15 protein-coding genes and 2 pseudogenes are annotated in these 22691 nt (G+C 60.9%); 10 read left to right on the top strand and 7 right to left on the bottom strand.

Annotated elements, in window-relative coordinates:
- Positions 1-31 precede the first annotated feature (31 nt).
- Together MJ8_RS14730 and MJ8_RS14725 are read left to right on the top strand one after the other, a co-directional pair.
- The gene (locus MJ8_RS14730) at positions 32-454 is read left to right on the top strand and encodes a BA14K family protein (protein WP_201415038.1); all 423 of its coding nucleotides are present in this window, start codon (positions 32-34) and stop codon (positions 452-454) included.
- 57 nt (positions 455-511) lie between these two features.
- Positions 512-946 carry a VOC family protein gene (locus tag MJ8_RS14725; RefSeq protein ID WP_225248263.1) on the top strand — a complete coding sequence of 145 codons (435 nt, stop codon included), beginning with the start codon at positions 512-514 and terminating at the stop codon, positions 944-946.
- 542 nt (positions 947-1488) lie between these two features.
- On the opposite strand, the gene MJ8_RS14720 is transcribed toward MJ8_RS14725, so the two are convergent.
- Together MJ8_RS14720 and MJ8_RS14715 are read right to left on the bottom strand one after the other, a co-directional pair.
- Positions 1489-1842 (bottom strand): response regulator, encoded by a 354-nt coding sequence (locus MJ8_RS14720; protein WP_201415036.1) that lies wholly within the window; start codon positions 1840-1842, stop codon positions 1489-1491.
- The gene (locus MJ8_RS14715; RefSeq protein ID WP_201415035.1) at positions 1839-4022 is read right to left on the bottom strand and encodes a PAS domain-containing protein; all 2184 of its coding nucleotides are present in this window, start codon (positions 4020-4022) and stop codon (positions 1839-1841) included. The genes MJ8_RS14720 and MJ8_RS14715 overlap by 4 nt, the downstream gene beginning before the upstream one ends.
- Positions 4023-4297: 275 nt before the next feature.
- Here MJ8_RS14715 and MJ8_RS14710 point away from each other — a divergent pair, with 275 nt between their 5' ends.
- From MJ8_RS14710 to MJ8_RS14695, 4 genes and pseudogenes are all read left to right on the top strand, one after another.
- Positions 4298-5281: a sensor histidine kinase gene (locus MJ8_RS14710; protein ID WP_201415034.1), complete on the top strand. Its 984-nt coding sequence runs from the start codon at positions 4298-4300 to the stop codon at positions 5279-5281.
- A gap of 778 nt (positions 5282-6059) precedes the next feature.
- A complete protein-coding gene (locus MJ8_RS14705; RefSeq protein WP_201415440.1) occupies positions 6060-6986 on the top strand; it encodes a sigma-70 family RNA polymerase sigma factor in 927 nt (308 codons plus the stop codon).
- A 1374-nt stretch (positions 6987-8360) separates the two neighbouring features.
- On the top strand, positions 8361-8747 hold the full coding sequence (locus MJ8_RS14700) for a response regulator (protein ID WP_201415033.1): 387 nt from the start codon (positions 8361-8363) through the stop codon (positions 8745-8747).
- Between the two features lie 261 nt (positions 8748-9008).
- A pseudogene (locus MJ8_RS14695) lies at positions 9009-9460 on the top strand (MucR family transcriptional regulator).
- Between the two features lie 466 nt (positions 9461-9926).
- Here MJ8_RS14695 and MJ8_RS14690 read toward each other — a convergent pair.
- The 4 genes from MJ8_RS14690 to MJ8_RS14675 form a co-directional block, all read right to left on the bottom strand.
- On the bottom strand, positions 9927-12452 hold the full coding sequence (locus MJ8_RS14690) for an Ig-like domain repeat protein (RefSeq protein WP_201415032.1): 2526 nt from the start codon (positions 12450-12452) through the stop codon (positions 9927-9929).
- 147 nt (positions 12453-12599) lie between these two features.
- Positions 12600-15791, bottom strand: a complete 3192-nt coding sequence (locus MJ8_RS14685) for an autotransporter domain-containing protein (protein ID WP_201415031.1) — start codon at positions 15789-15791, stop codon at positions 12600-12602.
- 455 nt (positions 15792-16246) lie between these two features.
- Positions 16247-18217, bottom strand: a complete 1971-nt coding sequence (locus MJ8_RS14680; protein ID WP_201415030.1) for a BTAD domain-containing putative transcriptional regulator — start codon at positions 18215-18217, stop codon at positions 16247-16249.
- Between the two features lie 247 nt (positions 18218-18464).
- Positions 18465-18602, bottom strand: coding sequence for a hypothetical protein (locus MJ8_RS14675; RefSeq protein WP_201415029.1), 138 nt, complete (start codon positions 18600-18602; stop codon positions 18465-18467).
- Between the two features lie 272 nt (positions 18603-18874).
- On the opposite strand from MJ8_RS14675, the pseudogene MJ8_RS14670 reads away from it, so the two are divergent.
- The 4 genes and pseudogenes from MJ8_RS14670 to MJ8_RS14650 form a co-directional block, all read left to right on the top strand.
- Positions 18875-19444 (top strand): annotated as a pseudogene (locus MJ8_RS14670) (alpha/beta hydrolase); the annotation flags it as partial.
- Positions 19445-19889: 445 nt separating this feature from the next.
- Positions 19890-20264: a DUF2147 domain-containing protein gene (locus MJ8_RS14660; protein WP_201415027.1), complete on the top strand. Its 375-nt coding sequence runs from the start codon at positions 19890-19892 to the stop codon at positions 20262-20264.
- A 13-nt stretch (positions 20265-20277) separates the two neighbouring features.
- Positions 20278-21747 (top strand): cryptochrome/photolyase family protein, encoded by a 1470-nt coding sequence (locus tag MJ8_RS14655; RefSeq protein ID WP_201415026.1) that lies wholly within the window; start codon positions 20278-20280, stop codon positions 21745-21747.
- Positions 21744-22154 carry a DUF2177 family protein gene (locus MJ8_RS14650; RefSeq protein ID WP_225248262.1) on the top strand — a complete coding sequence of 137 codons (411 nt, stop codon included), beginning with the start codon at positions 21744-21746 and terminating at the stop codon, positions 22152-22154. The genes MJ8_RS14655 and MJ8_RS14650 overlap by 4 nt, the downstream gene beginning before the upstream one ends.
- Here the strand turns inward: MJ8_RS14650 and MJ8_RS14645 are convergent.
- Positions 22133-22666, bottom strand: coding sequence for a hypothetical protein (locus MJ8_RS14645; RefSeq protein ID WP_225248261.1), 534 nt, complete (start codon positions 22664-22666; stop codon positions 22133-22135). The genes MJ8_RS14650 and MJ8_RS14645 overlap by 22 nt on opposite strands.
- Positions 22667-22691: the final 25 nt, after the last annotated feature.

Below are 22691 nucleotides of genomic sequence, written 5' to 3'. Positions count from 1 at the left end.
TCCCCAGGACACAAGACAAAGGAGAGAGACGATGAAATGGATAGCGACAGCTTTTTGCGGCCTGATGCTCGGCGCATCGATTTTGACTTCGCCGGCCGAGGCCGTTCCGATCGTGCCCGCCTCGGGCCAGGCGTCGGTGACCAGCCAGGCGACGCCGGTTTGGTACCGGCGCGGCTTCTACGTCGTCGGCGGCGTCTATTACTACAACGGCTACCGGGGCTATTGGCGAATGCGGCCCGGCTACCGTTACTACAATGGCTACTGGTTCCCGGCCGCCGCCTTCGCGGCCGGCGTGGCGGCCGCCACGGTCGCGCCACCCCCGCCCCCCGCGGCGCGCCTGGCGGCCGCCCATGTGCGCTGGTGCTTTGACCGCTACCGCTCCTACCGCGCCTGGGATAACAGCTATCAGCCGCATGACGGCCCCCGGCAGCAATGCCGGTCGCCCTATTATTGAAACTCGGCGCTGCCGTCATCGACGCCGGAAAGAGGCTTGCCCATGCAGAACCGCTCCATGCCTGCAAATACCGTCATACCGGCGCTTGCCTACCCAGACGTTGAAGCGGCGAGTCGTTGGCTCTGCGAAGCCTTCGGATTCGAATTGCGGCTGACGATCGGCAATCATCGCGTCCATCTCGGCTTCGGCGAAGGGGCCGTCGTGGTCACGACCCTGAAGAGGCGCGGATTCGCGCCGTCCCCCGGCGATGAGGAGTTCTCGGTAATGGTGCGTGTCGAGGATGTCGATGCGCACCACCGCCGCGCGATGCGCCGTGGCGCCATGGCCCTGACCTCGACGACGAGCTATCCCTATGGCGAACGGCAATATTCCTGCCGCGATCTCGCCGGCCACGCCTGGACGTTCTCCCAAACGATCGCCGATGTCGCACCCGAGGAATGGGGCGGCAGAGCCGAGCGTCACGTCGAAACGGATTCAGACGACGCGCCTTAAGCGTTGTTAACGTATGCCGCTGCCTGCATGGGCGCAAAGCTGTCGTTGGGAATACCTAAGCGCTCGTGCTGACGCGCGATATCAGCAAGGCATCCGTGCCAGACGTCGACGCCTCTTGCCCGAAGGTCGAAATCTACTAACCCACCTTGTCCATAAGGAACTGCAACTCAGGCCGCGGCGCTACCCAGAAAGTTCGAAAAGCTTCCAGAAACCCCAGTCAATAGTCGATTGTAGAACTGTCCGACGTCGGCGGGGCCGGAAAACGGACTGCCGGCTTTGATTTCAATAGCTCGAGGCTGTTATGTCCATAGCTGCAGAATCCCGCAAGTAGGTAGAGATCGCCATCCACGAATTGTGCCAGTCTGGTTCGGATCGCCAAGCCGCAGATCGTTGCGCCGAGTGCCATAACCGTCGATGATCTTGCCGAAGTGAACCAAATATGGCCGTGACTGTCGCGATGCCTGGCTGGCCAACGGCGTTTCTTCCAAGGCCGCGAACAGCTGGCTTTTCAGCCGCTTTCCGCCCCAGGTGAACGCGCTCGCTCACAACGACCCCATGACTGCCAGCAGTTCATCCGGAGTGTAAGGCTTGGTCAGCACTGGCCCGGAAAACGAGAACGGCAATGTCTTCCCGTAACCGGTCGTCAGTGCCACAGGAACTCCCTTTGCCTGGAAAGCAGAGACAACGGGATCACTAAGCTCCCCGTTCAGATTGACGTCCAGCAGTGCCAGATCGACGCGGCTGCCCTCTACCAGCTTCAGGGCGTCCTCGAGGCGGTATGCTGGTCCTATAACTGTAGCCCCACAGGCCTCGATTGTCTCGCTGGCTTCGAGCGCGATGAGAAATTCGTCCTCGACAATGAGGACCGCTCGATTCTGAAGAGAAATCGCGCTCATGAGATCACTCGCTGCTCTGGAATGGAAATCCTGCAAACAAGCCCCTCGGGCCGGAAGTCCCGTTCGACAGTCGCCTGCAGATCTGCCCTGGCCGCCTGCTCGATCAGCACGGAACCGAACCCTCGCTTCGTCGGAGGTCGGCAGGGTGGCCCCCCCCGCTCAGTCCAGGTGACGATCAGCTGATCGCGAGAGTTCTGCCAGCTCAGATGTACAGCACCAGTCATTTGCGACAGGGCTCCGTATTTGCACGCGTTGGTGTTGAGTTCGTGCAGCACCATCGCCATTGTCAGAGCCTGCCGTGCGCTCAGCTGGATTTCCGGGCCTTCCATACGAACGCGGAGATCGTCCGCTCCCTGAAACGAGATGCAGCGTTCGGCAACTTCCGCCAGTGAAGCTCTCTCCCAACTCCGCTCGGCAAGCAGATTGTGGACCTGCCCGAGCGCCTTCAGGCGACCGTCAAGCGCAGCCAGAGCAGCAGGATCGCCTCCCTTGAAGGTCTGCTTGGCTAGCGATTGGACGACGCTCAACGTGTTTTTGACCCGGTGGTTCAGCTCGTTGATGAGAAGCTGTTGATGCTCCTCAAGCTGCTTGCGCTCGGTGATGTCGGCGGCGACGCCGAGCAATCGGACTGGCTGGCCCGAGGCGTCGAACTCGAACCGACCACTGACCTCCAGCCAGCGAAGCTCGCGATCTGACTTGCGCAGAATCCGGGACACCAGCCGATATGACCGATCCTGCCGGTCGACCTTCCGCAGTGCCTCCTCCAAAAGGAAGGCGTCGTCAGGATGCAGATAGAATTCAGTGAACTCGGCTTTGCCAGGGATGGGCTCATCCGGAGCGACCCCGAAGATGTCGTACATCCGCCGGTTCTCCCAGATCGTCCTGTCGGACGCGACGTCCCACTCAAACACACCGAGGCCCGCAGCCTCGACCGCGATCAGTTGGCGTTGCACACTCTGCTTCAATCGCTCTTCGGCTTTCCTGAGGTCATGGACGTCCGTGGCCGTTCCGAACCATCTTTGCGTCTCGCCGTTGCCAACGGGCGTTGCGCGGCTAAGGTGCCAGCGCGCGGTACCGTCGCGCATAAGAAGCCGGTGAGCAGTCTGATACGGCTGTCCGGTTTTCAGGGCCTGCTCCCAGGCTTGCCTGGTTTCTTCCAGGTCCTCTGGGAAGATGAGTTTGGTCCAATCAAAGTCGCCTCGGGTTCCCGTCCTCCCACCCGCATACTCCGAGGTTCTCGTGTTGCAGTAGTCCACCCGGCCCTGGCCGTCAGCCGTCCAAACCAACTGCGGCATGGCGTCAGCCATGTCCCTAAAACGACTTTCGCTTTCGCGCAGGGCTCTTTCGGCGTCTTCCTTCTCGGTCACGTCGACATTGACGCCGATCATGCCCATGAAAGTGCCATCCGGCGCATAGTTCGGGCGGGCCTCCGTCTGGAGGATACGATAGCCGCCTCCAGCCTTTCGGTATCGCGCCTTGAGCCCGACAGGCGATCTGCTGGCCAAAGCCTTCGTCATCGTCGCGGCGACAAAGGGAGCATCTTCAGGATGGATCGTGTCTTCCCATTGGAACATTCCGATTTCGGCTTCCTTGACGCCCCAGAACGCCCGCAAAAGACGATTGAGATGACTGCAATGCCCCGTGGCATCCGAGGTCCAGATCATGACGGGCGCATCCTCGGACATCAGTCGCAAGCGCTCTTCCGAAAGCCGTAACTCGCGTTCGGCCAAGAGGCGGGCTTCTTCAGCACGCCAACGTTCGACAGCAAAGCCCACCTGACGCGCGATAGCGACGGCAATCTCGTTCTCCCTCTCACTCCAGGCATGCGGCGCGTCGAAATAGCTCATGAACTTGCCGATGACCTGCCCGTGCGCTTCAATTGGCACGAAGGCCAGACCCCGAATTCCTTCTCTTGTAATGACTTCCTTGAGCCAGGCGGGCTCCTCCGTCTGAAGGATGTCCGCAACGTAGATCGGGGAGACGCCGCGCTGTCCAGCTCTCCACGGGGTATGTCCATCGACGGCCTGCCGATAATCGTCAGACAAGCCGCGCCATGCAACGAAACGCATGACCTGCTCATCGTCAAACTGAAGTATGGACGCAGATTTGCAACCTAGCGCGTCACAGATGGCCTCGAGCGCCGCCTCGAAGACCTCGTCCTTTGAGACCGCGCGATACAATCGATCGGTAAGCCGAAGGAGTATCCCCGTGACGCTCTCTGTCGCCTTCTGCCGGCCAGTTGTTCGATCCGTCTCCGCTGCTCGCATCCCCACCGCCAAGCAATAAAATAAGACATAGCTTAACTAAGCTAAGCCGGCTCGCGAGCTTGGCAAGGTCGCCCACGCACGAAAGGTCACGGTCTTTTCGATCCTCGTCGATCCTCGGCCTTGACCGCCGCCCGCCGCTCGGCAACATTGATCCTGTGCTGGGGGTGGGGCCGCGACGCGAGGAACCCATGACGCTCAATGCAGCGCTTCGGGAATTTGCCTTCGCGTATCTCCCGCGCGGCCAGGTTTCCATCACCCGCTCGCTGGTCACAGGCCTGATGGCCTTCGCTGTCGCGTTCCTGGTCCGCTCGTGTCTGTCACCGTGGGTAAGCGGACTCGCCTTCCTCACCTTCTATCCTGCAATTCTGATTGCAGCCCTCCTCGGCGGCTCGCTTGCCGGCCTCATCACCCTCGTCTTAGGCGTGCTTGCCGGAGGCTCGCTCTGGCTCGCCCCCGTCGCCTCGCCGCTCTGGGGCGTGGGTACATTGGTGGCGGTCGGAGCTTTCCTGGCGTTCGGTGGGCTCATGATAGGAGCAATCCACCTGACCCACGCATTGTTGCTTGCGCTCCAGGACGCGGAAGAACGAGCCTCGCTCGTCGCGGGTGAGATGCGCCACCGGGTCGCTAACTTGTTCCAACTCGTGCAATCGATTGCGCGTTTGTCCGCCAACCATTGCAGTTCGAAGGAAGAATTTCTGAGCGTCTTTTCCGAGCGCCTGAAAGCGCTGTCCGCCTCTCATGCCGATGTGGCAAGGCAGGCCGGCGGTATCTCTATACGAGGACTTCTTGAGGCATTGGCGGCGACCTATGGCAACGACCGTTTGATCTACGAGGGTCCAGATGCTACCGCCGATCCTGATATCACGCTGATGCTCGGACTCGTCCTCCATGAGCTTGCCACCAACGCCGCTAAGTACGGAGCGCTTGCAACCAATGCTGGCCAGGTAAACGTCAGTTGGGAACGCCGCGACGAGCTCATCCAGATGCATTGGCTGGAAAAGGGCGGTCCTCCCGTGCCGCCCTTGAAAAGACAAGGAGCTGGCACCCGTCTGTTGGAAAGCGCGTTCCGCGGCGAGGGAGGCGTCGATTGGCGCGCTGGGCCGGAAGGAATCGCAGTGGAGATTGCATTCAGAGCGGCCGACAAGGCACTTCCAAGAACCGATGGAGCTTGAGACGTGCGCCGAAAAGACGGAAGCAACTTGGCGATTGTATTATTTTACAGATTCACCAGCCTTAGCCGTCTATCAGCACGGGATGTGTCGGCCGGCCCGGCATATCAATCTGCTTTGGGTTTCGAGGAGAAGGCGCCTAGATGCCGCGACGCACTTTTTCGCGCCGCTCATGATATCGTTTCGCTCTGAGTTCCTGAGGGGAACGAGTGCGCTCCGCAAAGCTGTAAGGCGACGCTCTTCCGCAGTCGAGCGCACTATCGCTTGCTCAATAGCATCTTGGCTTTGCCCACGTGCGCGCGCGGCGCCAAGCGCGGCGTACGCGCCGGCGTTGCCGCCGCCTAAGATCAACACCTGTTTTGTCATAGTCGTCTCCTTCTGCCCCGGAGGCGACCTCGCCTCCTTGCTTGACAGAGACAATCCAGCACTGCGGCCTGTGACACGTAGGTGGTAAAATGGTTAGCAGCTCCGCTGGGACCAGCACCTCGCCTGCCACGGCTGGTCTTACGTCGCCACCGCGAGGAGGCTGCCGATTTCACGGGCGATGAGCGTCGTTTGGTTTCGTCCGGCGACCATCGAGAATCGTCCGAGGCAAACTTCCAAGAGCAAGCGGCTTTCGGAATTCAATAGCATAAAGCCGCTTGAAGTATCCAGCTTGTCGTCTTCCCCAACGGTGCCGCTCCCTTTCGCTCTTTCCGGACGCTTATCTCACATTTGAGGGAGCTATCTTGTCCGTACCTCAAAATTACCGAGGAGGTCATGTATGAAGCCGGTTGACCAAATGGCATCGCTATCGCGTCCGATCCATGCAGCGGGTAGAAACTGCTTAGGTGATCAATCTGTCGCCGATTCCGCTAGAGTATTCGACGTCCTTCGACCGAAGCTGCGTCGTATCTCGTATCGCCTGCTCGGCGCGGTTGCGGACGCCGAAGATGTCGTGCAAGAAGCCTTTGTGCGCTGGTTGAACGTTGATCAATCTACCGTTCGTGAACCAGAAGCATATCTCCGTCAAATCGTCACGCGGCTTTCCCTCAATACCCTAAAGTCAGCACGACGCCGGCGGGAGGTATACGTCGGCACTTGGCTCCCCGAGCCTATCATCGCAACCGAGGCGAATTCCCTCGAAGTGGACGCGGAAGATGATTTCACGCTGCCGTTGATGATTGCACTCGAACGCTTGTCGCCGCTCAAGAGAGCTGCTTTCATACTCCATGATGCTTTCGACATTGGATTCGACGAAGTTGCCAAGGCCATAGGACGCAATAAAACTGCTTGCGGTCAACTCGCGAAGCGCGCGCGGAGCAATATCCGTATTGCTAGGCCGCGTTTTCCCTTGGATCCTAAACACGGATTGGAGATCGCAGAGGCCTTTTATCGGGCGTCCCGCGCTGGCAACATGGATCAATTGCAGGAATTGCTGGCCGAAGATGTGACCGTGTATGTAGATGGTGGAGGCAAGGTTCGAGCAACCACGAAACCTCTTGCCGGAGCAAAAAGCGTGCTTCGCTTCTACCATGGGCTCGCCAAGATTAGGCTCTCGCTTGTTTTGAACTATGGCATCATCAACGGCCTTCCAGGCTTCGTTACGCAAGAAAACGACGTTGTGCAGGCGACCGCTCTGCAAATCGAAGATGGAAAGATCGTCGCCATTTATGCCATGCGAAATCCGGATAAGTTGAAACACCTCGATGTCCCGACACTCCAATAGAGCAGTGATGTCGTGCCGAAGCCGATCGAGGTAGGGAATTTCGATGATTTGTCTCGTGGACCAGCCACCGATCTCCGGCCTTTCCTTCAGGAACCAACATCGGCCGATGATTTACAGGATACTGAGGATGAATCGTGTGCAATTGCATCGATCGCGATTGACGTGAGGTCATTGAAACAAAGGAACACCAACGGTAGCAAAACGCGACATCGCCATTCTCGTCGGTGAGGATGACGTTGCCGCCTTAGCCCTCCGCATCACCGACTGGCCGGTCGGCGAACCGCCCAGAGGCTTGACGCGACGGAGTGCTCCGAGGCCGACCCCGGGGCGCTCCCGTCCCCGATCATTGGCAACTACAATGTCGCTCCACGAAGACGGACTCGGTCAGGCACAAGTGGGCCGCAATGTCGCGCGAGCGGCGGAAGCACGACGGATCGTCGATCGCCGCCATGAACGAAAGTGCCGTCACCGCCCAGGCGATCCGGGCCAGCTTGTTGGCGAGCGGAACGACCAAAGTTGCGCTTGGCGGGCGCTAGCACTGCCTCGGCCAAGCGCCGAGTTGAGCATCAGTCTCATCAAAATCAATGTGGTGATCCCTCCGGCGTTCTAATCCGTATTGAAGGGCATCAGGATGTGGAGGTCGGCCATGAGCGGGGGCGACAGGAGCGCTCCGGAGGATCGTATCGCTACCGTCATTATCCAGGCACGACTGGCGCGCCTGGAAAGCCGAAGGGTCATTGCCGAGGCAAGACTTCAGATTGAAGCGTCAAAGGAATTGCGGCGGCAGTCCGAACGCGTCCGGGCCGAGCGGCTTTCGGTCCCCAAGGTGCGCCCTAGCTTCGCGGATTAGCGACGACCAGTTCGGACCGAGCAGAGCGATAAGCTCCCAGGCTTGGGACTCGGTAATACCGGTTTCCTGTACGAGCCGAGCGACGGTTGGGGCATTCGAAGGGTTTCTACCTGGCGGCGCCATTGACAGCCTCCGCGAAGAACGGAAGCCAAGCCTGGTCGGGCCGTCCAGGCGTGTCGATCTGCCGCCTTGTGGCGACCAGCAAAAACCTGGAGCGAGCAATGCATTCTCTCGACCCGGCAACTAGCTGCGCGTGTTCGACGCTGTTTGACGACCGGCGAACCACGATCTCACGGATGACCTTGAAATGATGGTTCAACAGCGAACTCCGGTCTGTACAGACGGGAGCACGTAGCTGTCTCTCAGCCGCTGACGTCCAACATTAGTGGTCAGCGATAAAGCACAATAGGCCGCTTCCACGGCTAAGTATATAAAAATCGCCCACTCTTAACAAATGATGTTGACGATGGAACCATTTGGTGTCCTCGCGAGTTCGATAGCCCTAGGGGATAGGGGCATTCACAATGAAGTTGGGCGCTGTGCTGGTTGTCGAGGACGAGGCCCTGATCCTGCTCGACATTGAGGATGCGCTTGAAGAAGCGGGCTTCGTTGTGATTGCCGCCCGCAATGGCGCCCAAGCTATTCAGACGTTCGATGCTGATCCGCAGCATGTCATCGCCGTTGTAACAGATATCAGACTTGGGGCTGGTCCTGACGGCTGGGAAGTGGCGAAACACCTCAGAGAGGTCAGCCCAGTTCTCCCTGTCATCTACATGAGCGGCGACAGGGCGGTAGACTGGGCTTCAATGGGGGTACCCAACAGCCTCATGATTCAAAAGCCGTTCGTCATGCAGCAAATCATTACAGGGCTTGCAACCCTGCTCAACGAGACAGGTTCTCGAGAGCACTAGCCTGAGATCGTAAAGCTCTACGATCCGGAGGATCGGCCTGTGGGCCACCGCCCGTGGGCCTAAAGAGGCCAGAACTTGGCGTCTACGCGCGAGGGGAGCGCGCGAGAATTTGCGGCCCTTCACCGTGCCGCTCAATCCCCGACTCAAAGCAGACTGGACGCCCGTGGACAAACGGCGGTCGAGACGAGGGTTGTGACAAAAAATCGTAGCCTTGTTGGTGAAACCGGCTAAGAGAGTTCGGGTATCGCGGGGAGCTATTGCATGTCTGAAAAGATTGAGAACGGCCGAAGCCAAGTGATCGAGCTCACGGCGCACATCGTGTCCGCATACGTAAGCAAAAACGCGGTGCCGATGCGTCACTTCCGGCGCTTATCGAAAGCGTGAATTCCTCGCATTCTAAACTCGGAGGGCTACCCGAACGCGAGACGCCAGCCCTGATTCCCGCAGTCAATCCGAAGCGATCAGTGTTCCCAGATTATATCATCTGCCTCGAAGACGGCAAAAAGTTCAAATCGCTGTAGCGCCATCTTGGCGTGTACTACGGCCTTACGCCAGATGAGTATCGTGAGAAGTAGGGCTTGAAGTCGGGCTACCCGATGGTGGCGCCCAGCTCAGCTTCACGATCGCAATTGGCCAAATGGATGGGGCTTGGCCGAAAGCCGGCGGCAACGTCTGCCGAAAAAGCTCCCGCCAAACGGAACACCAAGGCTTAGGCCGGCCGTGTTTTGACGGTACCTAAAGCGCAAAAACCACCCTGGTCAGACCGGCACGGTTATTGATTTATGATAAAATTGGTTGCGGGGCCGAGCCACTGAAATGGACCTTCGGCAGTCGTCAGGTTTTTTGATCGTGGCCCCGGAGTCTGATATGCGCCGATACTCGGAAGTCGTGTAGACCGGGGTAACAAAGGCCGAACTGTCCCCGGCAGGGCGCAAGCTTACCGAATCACCGCCCATTTGCCTGCCATGCGCCAGGATGTGGAAGGCATCACCGATGCCGCTGCCGATATTTTCAAGACATCGGGGGGCGAAGTGCTGCGTTTGTCGACCACGCCTGGACCGCTGGAACGGTCCCCCTCGCCGGAGTTGGTTGGGAAGTGCCATTCTGATAACGCCGATAATTCCGCTGAACATGAAGGGCCCCTCCCGGAGATAGGTTGCGATTGCCGCGCCCTTCGGTTCAGTTGAGCGGGGTGGAGACCCTCAGGCGGCCGCTGAGATAGTCCGCGCTGTTGCCGCCGATCCCGCCTTGGGCGACGGACAGCCGGAGTCGCGCGCCACAGGGCATGCTGGCATCCACGCTCGCCTCCGCGCGACCGTGGAAATCGCCGCCACCGTCCGCTGAGGTGTCGCCGATTTTGAAGATGCCGTCGAGGCGCAGACCGAAATCAAGCGCGATGCCCTGGTCGGTGACATACCGGTATGAGACGCCAGGACCGAAGGCGATCTGGCCCAGACCTGTAGCGACGGACGGAATCGGCACGCTCAGGCTGTCGACATAGGCGTGGGAGGTCTCCTCGAAATAGGAGAAGCGCGCCCGTGGCGAGAAGGTCCAATCGTCATATTGCCATTTGCCCTGCAGGGTGGCGCTGAACAGCCAGCGGGTCGCGTCGAAATCGTCGGTATAGGTACCCGTCGGGCTGACGCGGTTCGACGAGGTTCCGGCGCCGGCAAGTAGGTCGAGATAGAGGTTGTCCGACAGCCGCGCCGTGAGATAGGGACCGGTCAGCCAGCCGGTACCTTCGGCCGTGCCGCCGGCGGCGGAGGTAAAGCCGTCTGTCCGGTCGAGTTCGACGAAAGCGCCGATCAGGAGATTGCTGTTGAGTAGATAGTCGGCGCCGAGGGTGACCATGCCGAAATTGCCGTCGGTATCGTTGATGTCGAAGCGACTGTAGGTGCCGGCGAACCACACGTCGAAGACATTGTTAGCCGCTCCCTCTCCCAACCGTCGCATCGCGGCGAGGCTGCCCGAGATATTGACCGCTCTGCTGTCGGTGATGCCTGATAGATAGGCGAGCAGGCTGCCGAGCGGGTCGGCGCCGCCCGCAGCACCGTTCAGCCGGTCTATCCGGCGCTGGATGTCTGGCTGGTTCTCGAGAATCAGCCCGGCGCGGGTCGCCATGAACTCCTCGATTATATCCGCGGTTTTTTCCCGCGCATTGGTGCTGGCGAAGGTACAGATTACGCTTTCGCCGGCGGCAAGGTTTATGGTGGCCTTGCGGCTTGCAGGGTTGCCGCTACTGTCGCCGTCGTTGCAACTGATCGATGAAAGGGCGAAACCGGCTCCGGTCATGTCGGCGGCAGTGACGGAATAGGCGCCCGCCTGCAGCGAGACGGCTGGACTGGCGCCGATGCCACCGCTGGTTTCGATGGTGAAGTTGAGGCTAGGTTCGGGTGATGAAAAGCCGAAGGAGCCGTCTCCGCCCGCAACCGTCTGTCGGATGAGGATCGAGCCCTGCGCCCGCACCTCTAGGGTGACGGCATTCGACGTGCTGGCCGCATTGCTGGCGTCGCCGCCGTAGCTCGCCACGACCGGGTGCGTGCCGGCTGTCAGCACCGAGGTGGTGAGGCTTACCGTGTTGCCGGCGAGCGGAACGGTGGCCGCGGCCGCGCCGTCAACGAAGAAGGTGACGGTTCCGGTCGGCGCCGGGCTGCTCCCCAGGGACGAGACCGTGGCTACAAAGGTGACAGGGTCGCCTGCGTTGGATGGGTTCGGGCTGGAGACGAGGGTCGTTGTCGTGGGCGTCTGGCTAATTACCACCACCGAATATGCCTGAGCGCCGGTGAAACCGTAGGCATCGGTCACTCTGACGGTGAAATTGAACGTGCTGGCGACGGTTGGCGTGCCGGAGAGCAGGCCATCGGAACTGAAGCTGGTGCCAAAGGGCACGGAGCCGGCATTGACGGAAAAGTTATAGGGGCCTGTGCCGCCGCTGGCCGTCAATGTCTGCGAATACGCCGTGCCGACGATCGCGCCGGGCAGCGAGGCCGGCGAGATCGTGATGGTTGGGGGGCTCACGTTGATGGTGACCGTGGCGGGCGCCGATGTCCCGTGGGTGTTGGTCGCCGTATAGGTGAAGCTATCAGGCCCGCTGTAGCCGGCGTTTGGCGTATAGGTGATCGACGTCCCCGAGACGATTGCAAGGCCATGGCCCGCGGCGGTGGCGACCGCAACGTTGTCTGCTGCACCGCCTGTGATGTTCAGGGTAATCGGGTTGTTGGTGCTGCCATAGGCCACTGCGATAGAGACGTTGTTGGCCACCGGCGGGATAGTCGGACCCGTGAAGGCAACGGTGTTGTCGGTGCTGGTCGAGGCGGTGTTGGCGATGCTGGCGCTATTGACAGCCACTCCGGCGGGGATGGAGGCGACCACAGTTCCCCCGGTCGTCATGCCGCTGACCGAGAGAGTATATGTGCTGCCCGATCCGGTGACGGTGGCGGCTAGCGAGCCCCCGGCGGTGCTGGAGGACAGATCCACATCGCCTGTGGTGAAGCCGGTCACGGCCTCGCTGAAGACGACGTCGAAGAGGATCGGCCCTGACGTGGCTGGGTCGCTCTGGCCGGCGGCCTGGTCGATCGTCACGCTTGGCGCCGCCGCCGCAAAGGCGGGGACAAACAAGGAAGTCAATGATGCGAACGCGACACAAGCCAGCATGATCGCGCGCCATCCCTGCATAGTGCCGCACGCATTAACAGCCCCGATCATCCCCAATCCCCGATAGGCGCACCGGACTTGCGGCCACGCTGGCCTCTCCATCTTAGAGTCGTTCAACAAAATTAGTATTTACTAACGTTATCGTCGCGCCATCCTGAGTTGCTTTAGTTTTTCGGGGCCAGTACCTCGGGCCGCTGATTAGAACTTCCAATTAAAGTCGGCACGCAGGGATTGATCAGAATGGCCCGAGCCGAACTGGCCACTATAGGAGACGCCGAGGGTCGCGGCAGGCGTCAGGTTCAAGGCGAGGCCGGCTTCCACCACCGCCGCATCGCGAGCGATGGGCGCGCCCGCAATCGCGAAGGGTGCGCCGCCGGCAAGGGCAAAGGTCGAAAGCGGTGTCGTATCGCCGACGGCATGCCGCCAGCCGAGCATGCCGCGAAGCGTCGCGGAGGTGTCGCCCAGCGCGAAATCGGTCGAGGCATGCAGGCCGAGCGTGGTGAAGGTCACGCCGGTGTTGGTGGCCGCGCTTTGCAGCGCCGCCGCCCCGCCCTGCTCTGTAAACGCGTCGGTATGGAGGTTCACATACGCAAGGTTGGCGAAGGGCTCGAAGCCGACATTGCCGGAGCGGAAGCCATAGCCGAGTTCGCCAAAGGCCTGAGCCGTCCCTGCGCGGTAGTCTGCCTTCAGGCTGTCGTTGAAGTCGGGGAAGGCGACCGAGCGGCTGGTCGAGGCATCGTGCCAAGTATAGGACATGCCGGCGCGGAAGCCGAGATCACCCCCTGGTGCATTCCAGCTTGTGCCGCCATAGAGGCCGAGATGATAGTTGTCGCTCGCGCCAGAGGAGGAACGGTCCTTCACCTGGAATTCGGTGCGGCTGTAGCCGGCCATCATCCCGAGCCGCCACGTATCCAAGACGGACGCGTCGCCGCCGAAAAGGAAGCCGCCGGTCGAATTCGAGAGGCGCGCGGCATTGCCGTCATCGCCGGTATTGCCCCAGCCGCCAAAGCCCTGTCCCCATATGGCGAGGCGATCGGTGGTCGCCGGCACGGCGATTGCCGCGGTGGCGCCAGGATCGAGCGACGCGAAGGCCCCCGCTCCCCCTACGTTGGCAGAATCCGCGTAAGCCAGGACCGGCGCCTGCGAAGCACCGACGGCCGCAAAAGCCGCACGGATACGGTTAGCCGCGGCATCGCGAGTGAACTGGCTGTCCTCGACTAGCGCCGTCTTTGCCGAGGTATGGACCTCGCCGGAGAGTTGGTCGAAGGCATTGCGGGCGGCGACGTCGGTGGGCAAGGCGAGGATCGCGTCGTAGAGAGCATTGCCCGTGAAGAGCGGATCGCCGCCCGCCAGGCTCTGAATGCCATCGGCCGCGGCCTTTTGGTTGCGGGTCAGGCCGGCATCCGCGAAGTCGCGCGTCAGTTGCACGTCGAGATAGGCGTTGTAGGTGTCGTAGCTGCCAGTCACCCCGAGGAAGGCGGAACTCGAAACGGTCCCCGTGACGGAACCGAAAGTTCCGGCCAGGCCGGAGCCCGTCGTCACGATCGTGTAGCGACCCATCCTGACGCCTAGTGCCGAGACACCGAGCGCCGCGTCGGTGATGTCGGCCGAGCCGGAGACCGCGATTAGATCGGATGCCCCAATACCATCGATATCGACCGCCATATGCGAGCCTGCCGACATTGTTAAGTTTCCTTGTACCGACAACGTGCCGATCCCGCCGCTGCCGGGAGCGATCGTGCCGCCACTGTCGATGGTCGCCCCACCGACCGCGCCACTACCTCCCAGTGTCCCGCCACTGTTCACCCTCGTGAGGCCCGAGGCGATCGATCCGTCGACCACGAGCTTGCCGGCGGCAACGGTGGTGTCTCCGGAATAGCTGCTCGTCCCAGTCAGGATCAGCGTGCCGAAATCGTTCTTCACCAATTGGCTGCCGCCTGTCAGCGCAGAAGCGATGGTCGCGGTGTAGGAAGCGCCCGACACAATACCGTCGCCAACCCGGATCGTGGTGGATCCGCCCGACCCCTGCAGGTCGATGGAATCGCCTTCCACCCGATAGCCGTCGGCGGCGAACTGCATTCCCGTCACGGCGATTGCACCGGCCGAGGCGTCCACGGTCACGACGCCGCCGACGTTTTGGAACACCGCGAAGGTCGGATTGGGCTTGTAAGACCCGTTCACCGCGCCATCGACCTGTGTCCAGTTGCTCCCGTCGGCGCGCCAGACGCCAGAGCCGCCATCGACCGCGCCATTGTGATGCAGCGCCGGATCGCCGCCATCCCAGAAACTGAATTCAGCGCCATTCAGATACAGCAGGTTGATTTGCCTGGAGCCGATGAAATATTGGATCGTGAAATTGCTCGTGCCAGGGGGAGTTGCTCCGACCGTGATCCCACCGTTGGCCAGCGTGAGCGTCGAACCGTAGTCGAACAGGCGATAGGCCCCCGCGCCAAAGTCGCCAGCGTCGGTTATGTTGAGAGTAACGCCATAAAACGACAGGTCACCGGAGACGTCAAAAAGGGGGGTAGCCGTTGGCGCCCCTAGCGCAGCGTCGAGTTTGGAGCCGGCATTCATCATCAGGCTGCCCATCTTCAACGTCGATCCGCTTCTACCCGAGAGCGTGCCGCCAGTGTCGATAGTGACGGAGTTGCCGATGGAGCCGCCGCCGCTGAGCGTTCCGCCAGTGTTGACCGTGGCGGCGCTGGCGGTGGAGCCGTCGATCCGCAACTCGCCGCCGTCGACGATAGTGGGACCGGTATAGTCGCTGACGCCGGTGAGGATCGTGGTTCCGGCCTCGGCCATCACCGCACCCGTGCCCGAGATCTCTGGCGCGAACTCGTAATTTTCAGCGGTATGGTTGAAAACGACGCTGCCGGACCCGTCCCCGAATATAACCGAGGTGGTATTGAGCATGCCAGGCGCTGCCGCCGTCTGACCGGACGCGGCCCCGATATTAAGCGTTCCATCCGAACCGGGAAGGTCTGCTACGAGGGTCGCGAAAACGTCCACAAGCCCCCCATTCTGGACCGTTAGCGTGCCTGAGCCGAGGGCTCCGACTGCAAGGATGCCGAGACTGGTCCAGGTCGAGCCCGCTCCGTCGACGGTGACCGTGCCCGTCGAGCCAGCACCATAGCCGACGTACGCGTAGGTGTCGCTCACTGCGCCACCGTTCTGAATCGTCAGCGAACCAGCGCCGCTGTTGCCGACAACGATGACATATCCCTTTGCATCAGGGGCGGAGACTGTCGCAGCGTTGGGCACGGAGGTGTCGATAACCGCGCTGGCCGAGCTATCCGGCACGCCCCCCAACCAGTTGGCGGAGTCGAACCAGTCGGTCGACGCGGCGCCGGTCCACTGAGACGAAGACGCATTCGCGGGATCCGCTGCCAACAACGACAGTCCTAGCGCGGCCATCGAGATAGCGCCAAGCAGTGTGCGGCGCATACGCCGTACGGGACGGGGGCGGTGCGAAACGGGCGCGAAGCCAAACGCTCTGCAGCTGCCGCACCCCGGCCAATTGTTCCTACCCGCGCCCGACGATGACTGTGCGGCCGCCGGCTTACGGCCGCCTTCCGGGTATCTTCTATGCAAAATCGTCCCCCCCGCAGTCACTGCCCTCGGAGCCTTCTAGATGGCTAAACGTTACGACTGCGCTTGAAAGCAAAGGCGGGGCGCTTGCCGAGCGTTATTTTGGCGTTAGGATTTCGTTATTTTCGGAATCTGAAGCCGCAAATGGCCCCGCTTTTGGGGACTGAAGAAACGGCCTGCACGAAAGTCCGCTTCCGCCCTGCGTGGAGACGTCTCGCATTGTTGCCATCGCGCGTCGCAAAGCCCGAATCGGAAAATCAGGAACCGGGAAGGCCTGCTTTCGACAGCATTTCAAGAAACCGGGAGTGATGGCTATCCCCCACATAGCGCGGCATGAACCCGGGAGAGACATTGCCCAGGTTGAGATGCGGGAGTTGTGACAAGCAGTGGTGGATGGCTCGTGATGCTTCTTCATTGTTGCCTGTCGCTGAAGCGGCGGCCGCCCAGAAAAGCGCTCCGCGCACGAATCCCGGCTTTGTCCTGACCACCTTGCGGGCGACTTCGAGCGCCCGCCGATCGTCTCCACCGGCGAACAACGCCATGACCAGGCCGTGATGGCGCCAGAAGTCGATGACGTCATGCGCTCCAAGCCGGATCGCCTCGTTGGCCGCGCGCATTGCCTCGCTGACCTGTCCGCGCAGCGCGAAGAGCATCGAAATATCGCCGTGGCCGCTGGGATAGCTCGGGTTGAGGCTGATCGCGTGCTGGCATTGTACGATCGCGTCATCGATCCGCCCATCCCATTCGTAAGCAAATGACAGGATGCAGCGGGCAATTTCGTCGTCGGGCACGGCCCTTACCGCTTCCTCGGCAAGCTCGATCGCATACCCGATATACACTTGCTCGCGAGGCAAAGCACCGAACGCAGTCCCCATGGTGATTGCGATCGACAGCGTCCGTTTCGCGCGAACGTTGCCGGGCGCAAGCGATAGCGCCTTCTCCGCGAGATCCTTCGAGACCAAAAGCGAGTCCCGGGTCATCTCGAAATACTTCATCAGGGCTTCGTTCACCAACCGGCGCACTTCGGGAGGACCGGGCGGGCTCTTGTCGCGAACCTTCCAGTTGGTCAATTGAAGCTCGAGGCTCACCGCCAGCACGACCGCCTGCGCGATCCTGTCCTGGAATTCGAGCGCGCTTTCCGATTGGCCGTCGAATTTCTGAGCCCAGACATTGTGACCACCCGGGGAATCGACAAGCTGGATGTTCACCCTCAGCTCATCTCCCGACCTCTGGACGCTGCCCTTGAGCGTATAGCGCGCCCGCAAGCCCTCCGGCGCCCTCGGCTCGTCGCCGCTCTTTCCGAGGGCCGAGATGACGATATAGTCGGCAACTTCGGAAAGCGCGGTGGTGATATCGTGAACCAGACCCTTCGCGAAGAAATCGTCGCCACGCAGTCCCGTCAGATTGACCAAGTCGGCCACTGCGATGGATGGACGGCCCGACCGCGGACCGACGATCGCCCCATTGGTGGTCTGCGGATTTGGTGGCTGCTGGGTGGAGGAAAGCAGCGATTGCCAAAGCGCTCTCGTCTCGGCGCTGACATCAACATCGAACTCTTTCCTTAAGACATTTCTGCAAGCCTCAAAGGTTCGCAACGCCTTGTCTCGCTGGCCGCCGGCAACAAGCAGTTCCATTTTCAACCGGTATGCTTCCTCCCGCGTCGGCTCCATGGCCAGCACGCGATCGGCCACGGCCAGCCCGTTTTCAGGATCCACAAGACGGGCGAGCCTCTCCAGCGATCCGAGCGCACGGTTCAGCAGCCTTTCGCGTTCCAAGGCCGCCCAATCGTCGAAAGCATTGCTGCCAAGGTAAAAGCCGTCGAGAAACGGCCCAGTGCAGAGTGCCAACGTGTGTTCAAGCTCCAACGCGGACCTGCCGGAGAGACCGGCTTCGAAATCTCCTACATCAACCCACACTGCGTTCGGCCTGATGCCAATCATTTCCTTGTTGGACTGAATGATTTCCATGCCCGATCGAGACAGATCCCGGCGCAGCACACTGAGCGTTTGCCGCAGGCTGTTTCGCGAGTGCGCGCTGTCGCTGTCGCCCCATAGGAGGTCGGCCAGCCGCTCGCGTGGTGCCGCCATACCGGGACAGAGGGCGAGATAGGCCAGGATCGCGGCGCCTCGCTTCCCGGTCAGCCGGACCTCCCTGCCAGCTTCCGCTTCGATGCGAAAACCACCGAAGAGCGAAATTCTGCCAGCAGTAACGCCTTTCCCACCATGCATTGGCAACAGTTCCCCACCCTGACGCGCCAACTCGAAACTTGCGCCTCGCAAGCGCCATGGCCCGAGGTCCGAGGTCCCGAGCATTATCGTGGCCCTGTTCATTTAGAACTATCTCAATCAGGATAGCCGATTCCGCTGCAGGTTTCTGGCCCAAGCAGGAATTAAGATGGTCGCATCAATTCATGGGACTTTGGCCTGAAAAGCTCCAAGCAACCCACGCGGATCAGATGCCTCTAGTCATGGTCCGCTAGATGGCACAAGAGGCAAGCACCAGTGCATCTTCATGCAAGGCGATGCGCTTGAAAGCTGCAAACGGGTAAATTGCCGCGAGCCGCCGCAAAGGGCAAAATAGAGCCGATCCAATCCGGTCACGCTTGTTGCTCATGTTCTCCCGCCCTTCGGTGTAGCTGTTTGTCAGGTTCAACACCGTGCACAGTATCGGCGAAGCTCACCCCCCGCCGATGGCCACCACTCATATCGCCTTAAGTGCTCGCACGCTGGCGCGACTCGATGACTTGGGAAAGCAAGCGTTAGTGGTGACCTTGACAGGCGGCCAGGACGGACCCCAACCATGTGCGAGGATCCTCCAAGGGGTGTTTGCCTTGGCATCCTCCCAGCACACCGGCGAGCAGAAGTAGTACCGCACCGGGCGTCGCATGGCTGACGGCCGAGGCGCTGCGCGATGTCGCCATGCGCGACCATGCTATTCCGACGACAGTCAGGAACGTGGTTTTCGCATCGCCGGACATCGATATCGACGTGTTTCGCCGTCAGTTCATCGAAATGGGCGCGACCCGTCCGCATTTCACGATCTTCACGTCGACCAATGACAAGGCCCTGCAAGTCTCCCGACTGCTTTCGGGGGGAGTTAGCCGCGTCGGTGGAGCCGATCTCAGACCCTACGGTTCAGTGCTCGAAGAGCTTGGCGTTTCGGTTATCGACACCAGCGACATCACTCCCGGCGATCCGCTGGGCCACACCGCGTTCGCCGACACACCCGGGATCGTGCACCTTCTTGGGCGGCGGCTTGCAGGACAAAGCCTAGCCGGAGAAGAGATGTCGTACGCTGATAAGATCGGGGTGACGGCCGTCGGTATTGCCGGTTCGGCGGCGCGGGTGGCCGTGGCTGCTCCAGCCGCAGTCATCAGCCCGAAGGCTCGCGAGATCTTGAAACGGGAGCTCTCCTCGGACACGGGTCAGATACGGGACGGGCAGATTTCCTACTGATCGTCGCGCGTGGCTACGGGCGAATTGGTGATCCGAGGATACCCTTGAGATTGAAACGATGACTGTTTCCAGCATGCGAGCAATGATCGTCTAGCCGATGCGAATTGTCGATCATGCACGCCGGCACGGCGGCTTTTCGCATCTATGGCCCCTCGAAAACGACAGTCGCCGACATCGCTCGTCTGCTCGGAATATCTCCCGCAAGCCTTACCGAATACTCCCCTCGAAGGCGGAGATATGGAACGCCATCGCATCGGATTTCTATGAAAGTGACCTCAGCTATGCACTCTCCCCGCAGGTGGCTTGGTGAGCGCAGCAAACCAATTGAAAGAAACGATGCTAGCCACCGTCGCTTGCTGCTGCAGCCCGGCTTTGAGCCGCGATGATCCAAATCTTCCCCCGTGCCGTAGAAATACCGAGCTAGCAGCAAGCGGAGAACGGGACGATGCAAGGTACGATTGCATTCCTATGTGCCATGTTCGTGGCATCGGCCGGCCAAGCCGATACGTTTTCGGACAGCCGCGGCGTATGGATGCGCGACGACGGCAATGCCAAGGTCTCGATCGCGCCATGCGGACAACAATTGTGCGCAACCAATTTGTGGATCCGCGACACCAGCAAGGGCGAGCAGCCCGGCGACAAGCTGATCATGACTCTGAAACCGACGTCACAGGGCACGTTGGCAGGTAAAGCTTACGACCCGAAACGAAACAGCACCTACTCAATGACGTTGAAGATCACGAGTGGCGGCCTCACCACGCGGGGCTGCATAGCCGCGGGCCTGATTTGCAGAAACGTGCGCTGGACGCCGGCGAAATGACCGGCGAGAGGCAATGAGCGGAGAAGCCCACGCGCCCACCATTGTGTTGTTCCGGCGCGATCTTCGCGTCGATGACAACGCCGCGCTCGCAGCAGCGGCCGATCGCGGCGCTCCGGTCGTGGCGCTCTATGTCCTCGACGAAGAAGCCGACGATACCCGCGCTATGGGTGCGGCCAGCCGCTGGTGGCTACATCATTCGCTCGCAGCTCTCGGCCATCGGCTTGGCCTCGCTGGCGCCGGCCTCTACCTGACCCGCGGACCGACCTGCGAGGTTGTCGCCAAGGCGATTGCCGCGAGCGGCGCCGATTGCGTGTTCTGGAACCGGCGGTACGACCCGGCAGACGTGGCGGTCGATGCCGGACTGAAGGCAGAGCTACGCAGAAAAGGCCTGACGGCGCAGAGCTTCGACGGCGCGCTGTTGCATGAACCTTCGCTTCTCAAGACCGGTTCAGGCGGGTTCTACAAAGTCTATACTCCATTCTGGAGGGCGATGGTGGACAAGGCGCATGTTCGCGATCCCATCGATCCTCCGGGATCGATCGACGGATGGCGAGGGGAACTGGACAATCTGCACTTGAACGCGCTTGAGCTGCTGCCGACCAATCCCGACTGGGCACATGGTTTGCGCGAAACCTGGAGACCCGGAGAAGAAGGCGCGCATGCCAGGCTTCGCGAGTTCATCGAGTCTGGTCTGGCTCACTATGAGCGCCAGCGCGACTTTCCGAGCCAGCTATCAACATCTCGGTTATCTCCGCACCTGGCATTTGGGGAGATCACGCCATATCAGATCTTGGCCCACCTGCGCAGGTCGAAGAATTCGGGCGCTACGAAGTTCCGCTCGGAGATCGGCTGGAGAGAGTTCTCCTATCATCTGCTGTTTCACAATGCCGATCTTGCCAAACGCAACTTCCGGCCGGAATTCGATGCGATGCCGTGGCGAGAAGACAAGCGGATGTTTCGGAGTTGGCAGCGCGGCCTAACGGGCTATCCTATCGTTGATGCCGGCATGCGCGAGTTGTGGCACACGGGTTGGATGCACAACCGCGTGCGCATGATCGTAGCGTCCTTTCTCATCAAGGATCTGATGATCGACTGGCGGCATGGTGAAAAGTGGTTCTGGGACACGCTGGTCGACGCGGATGCCGCCAACAACCCGGCAAGCTGGCAGTGGGTGGCCGGATCCGGGGCCGATGCCGCACCCTATTTTCGCATTTTCAACCCCGTCCTGCAGGGCGAAAAATTCGACCCTCGGGGCGAATATGTCCGTCGCCACATCCCGGAAATCGGCACATTGCCCGACCGCTACATTCATCGGCCATGGGAAGCTCCCGCCGCGCTGCTGAAAGACAACAACATCGAGCTCGGCAAGACCTACCCAAAGCCCGTCGTGGACCACGGCGCGGCACGAGACAGAGCACTGATCGTCTATCAGTCCATAAAGGATGGGGCCAGAGTTTCGACCGGCGACAGGAAGGCTTCGTGATGCGATATGCCATGGCTTACGTGACCACCCTTATCACATTCCTGGCCATCGACGCGGTTTGGTTGATGACCATGTCGCAGCGCCTTTACCGCAGGTATCTCGGCGACACACTCGTCGACAGCTTCAATCCTGCACCCGCAGCACTGTTTTACCTGATCTACATCGCGGGGATCATCTTCTTCGCGACCACGCCGGCGTTCTCGACTGGAAAATGGACAACCGCCGCGCTCAATGGATCGCTCTATGGGTTCTTCGCATACGCCACTTACGACTTGACCAATCAAGCCACGATCCGCGGCTGGCCGACGATCATCACGGTGGCTGATATATGCTGGGGCTCACTGCTCAGCGCGGTAGCCGCCACTGTGGGGTTCTTGCTGACCCGCTACTTCCTGCGCGGTGCCTGATCCCCACGCTGCTCCGAGGCGGCCATCACACCGGACAACAACAGCCCGATGAAGACGATCAGCGTCGCGGCGCTCACGGCATTGAGGCCGACCATGGCGCCGTTGTCGGCCGCGGTGAAGCTAGCCAGCGGCTCGCCGAAGAAGCGGGTCGGGATGAAATGAGCCGCGGCGCTCAGCGCTATAACAACGAGCCCGATCGCCCGCTCCGAGGGCCTGAACAGCGCGGCGCCGATCAGCGCGCATGGAAGCAGGAAGATCTCCACGCCCGAGCCGACACCGAACGCCTTGGTGCTCACAATGCCGTTGGCAACGCTCGTCAGAGGCAGCATGACTCGCGCGGCGAGCGGATGGCGTTTTGCGACGGCCGGAACGGCGAGGAAGAACGGCGTCGATAGAAATGTCAGAAAAGACGGCGCGATCTTGTCGGCTCCGACAGCGGCCCAGAGATACAGTGGATAGAACGGCTGGTTCCAGGCGAAGACCAGCGCGACCCAGTTGGCTGCGCTGGCCATAGGATCGTCATGCGCCGCATAAGCG

Origin of the sequence: Mesorhizobium sp. J8 (assembly GCF_016591715.1) — a bacterium.
In the GTDB taxonomy this organism is placed as follows: Bacteria; Pseudomonadota; Alphaproteobacteria; order Rhizobiales; family Rhizobiaceae; genus Mesorhizobium.
Note: the sequence above shows the minus strand (reverse complement) of the source record. Positions and strands in the feature narration are given on the sequence as shown.

What these genes read in the sequence shown, in the direction of transcription:
- MJ8_RS14675 (WP_201415029.1), bottom strand. Translation starts at nt 18,602, where the DNA reads ATGAGCAACAAGCGTGACCGGATTGGATCGGCTCTATTTTGCCCTTTG.
- MJ8_RS14645 (WP_225248261.1), bottom strand. Translation starts at nt 22,666, where the DNA reads ATGGCCAGCGCAGCCAACTGGGTCGCGCTGGTCTTCGCCTGGAACCAG.
- MJ8_RS14720 (WP_201415036.1), bottom strand. Translation starts at nt 1,842, where the DNA reads ATGAGCGCGATTTCTCTTCAGAATCGAGCGGTCCTCATTGTCGAGGAC.
- MJ8_RS14730 (WP_201415038.1), top strand. Translation starts at nt 32, where the DNA reads ATGAAATGGATAGCGACAGCTTTTTGCGGCCTGATGCTCGGCGCATCG.
- MJ8_RS14710 (WP_201415034.1), top strand. Translation starts at nt 4,298, where the DNA reads ATGACGCTCAATGCAGCGCTTCGGGAATTTGCCTTCGCGTATCTCCCG.
- MJ8_RS14660 (WP_201415027.1), top strand. Translation starts at nt 19,890, where the DNA reads ATGCAAGGTACGATTGCATTCCTATGTGCCATGTTCGTGGCATCGGCC.
- MJ8_RS14700 (WP_201415033.1), top strand. Translation starts at nt 8,361, where the DNA reads ATGAAGTTGGGCGCTGTGCTGGTTGTCGAGGACGAGGCCCTGATCCTG.
- MJ8_RS14680 (WP_201415030.1), bottom strand. Translation starts at nt 18,217, where the DNA reads ATGCATGGTGGGAAAGGCGTTACTGCTGGCAGAATTTCGCTCTTCGGT.
- MJ8_RS14655 (WP_201415026.1), top strand. Translation starts at nt 20,278, where the DNA reads ATGAGCGGAGAAGCCCACGCGCCCACCATTGTGTTGTTCCGGCGCGAT.
- MJ8_RS14690 (WP_201415032.1), bottom strand. Translation starts at nt 12,452, where the DNA reads ATGATCGGGGCTGTTAATGCGTGCGGCACTATGCAGGGATGGCGCGCG.
- MJ8_RS14725 (WP_225248263.1), top strand. Translation starts at nt 512, where the DNA reads ATGCCTGCAAATACCGTCATACCGGCGCTTGCCTACCCAGACGTTGAA.
- MJ8_RS14705 (WP_201415440.1), top strand. Translation starts at nt 6,060, where the DNA reads ATGGCATCGCTATCGCGTCCGATCCATGCAGCGGGTAGAAACTGCTTA.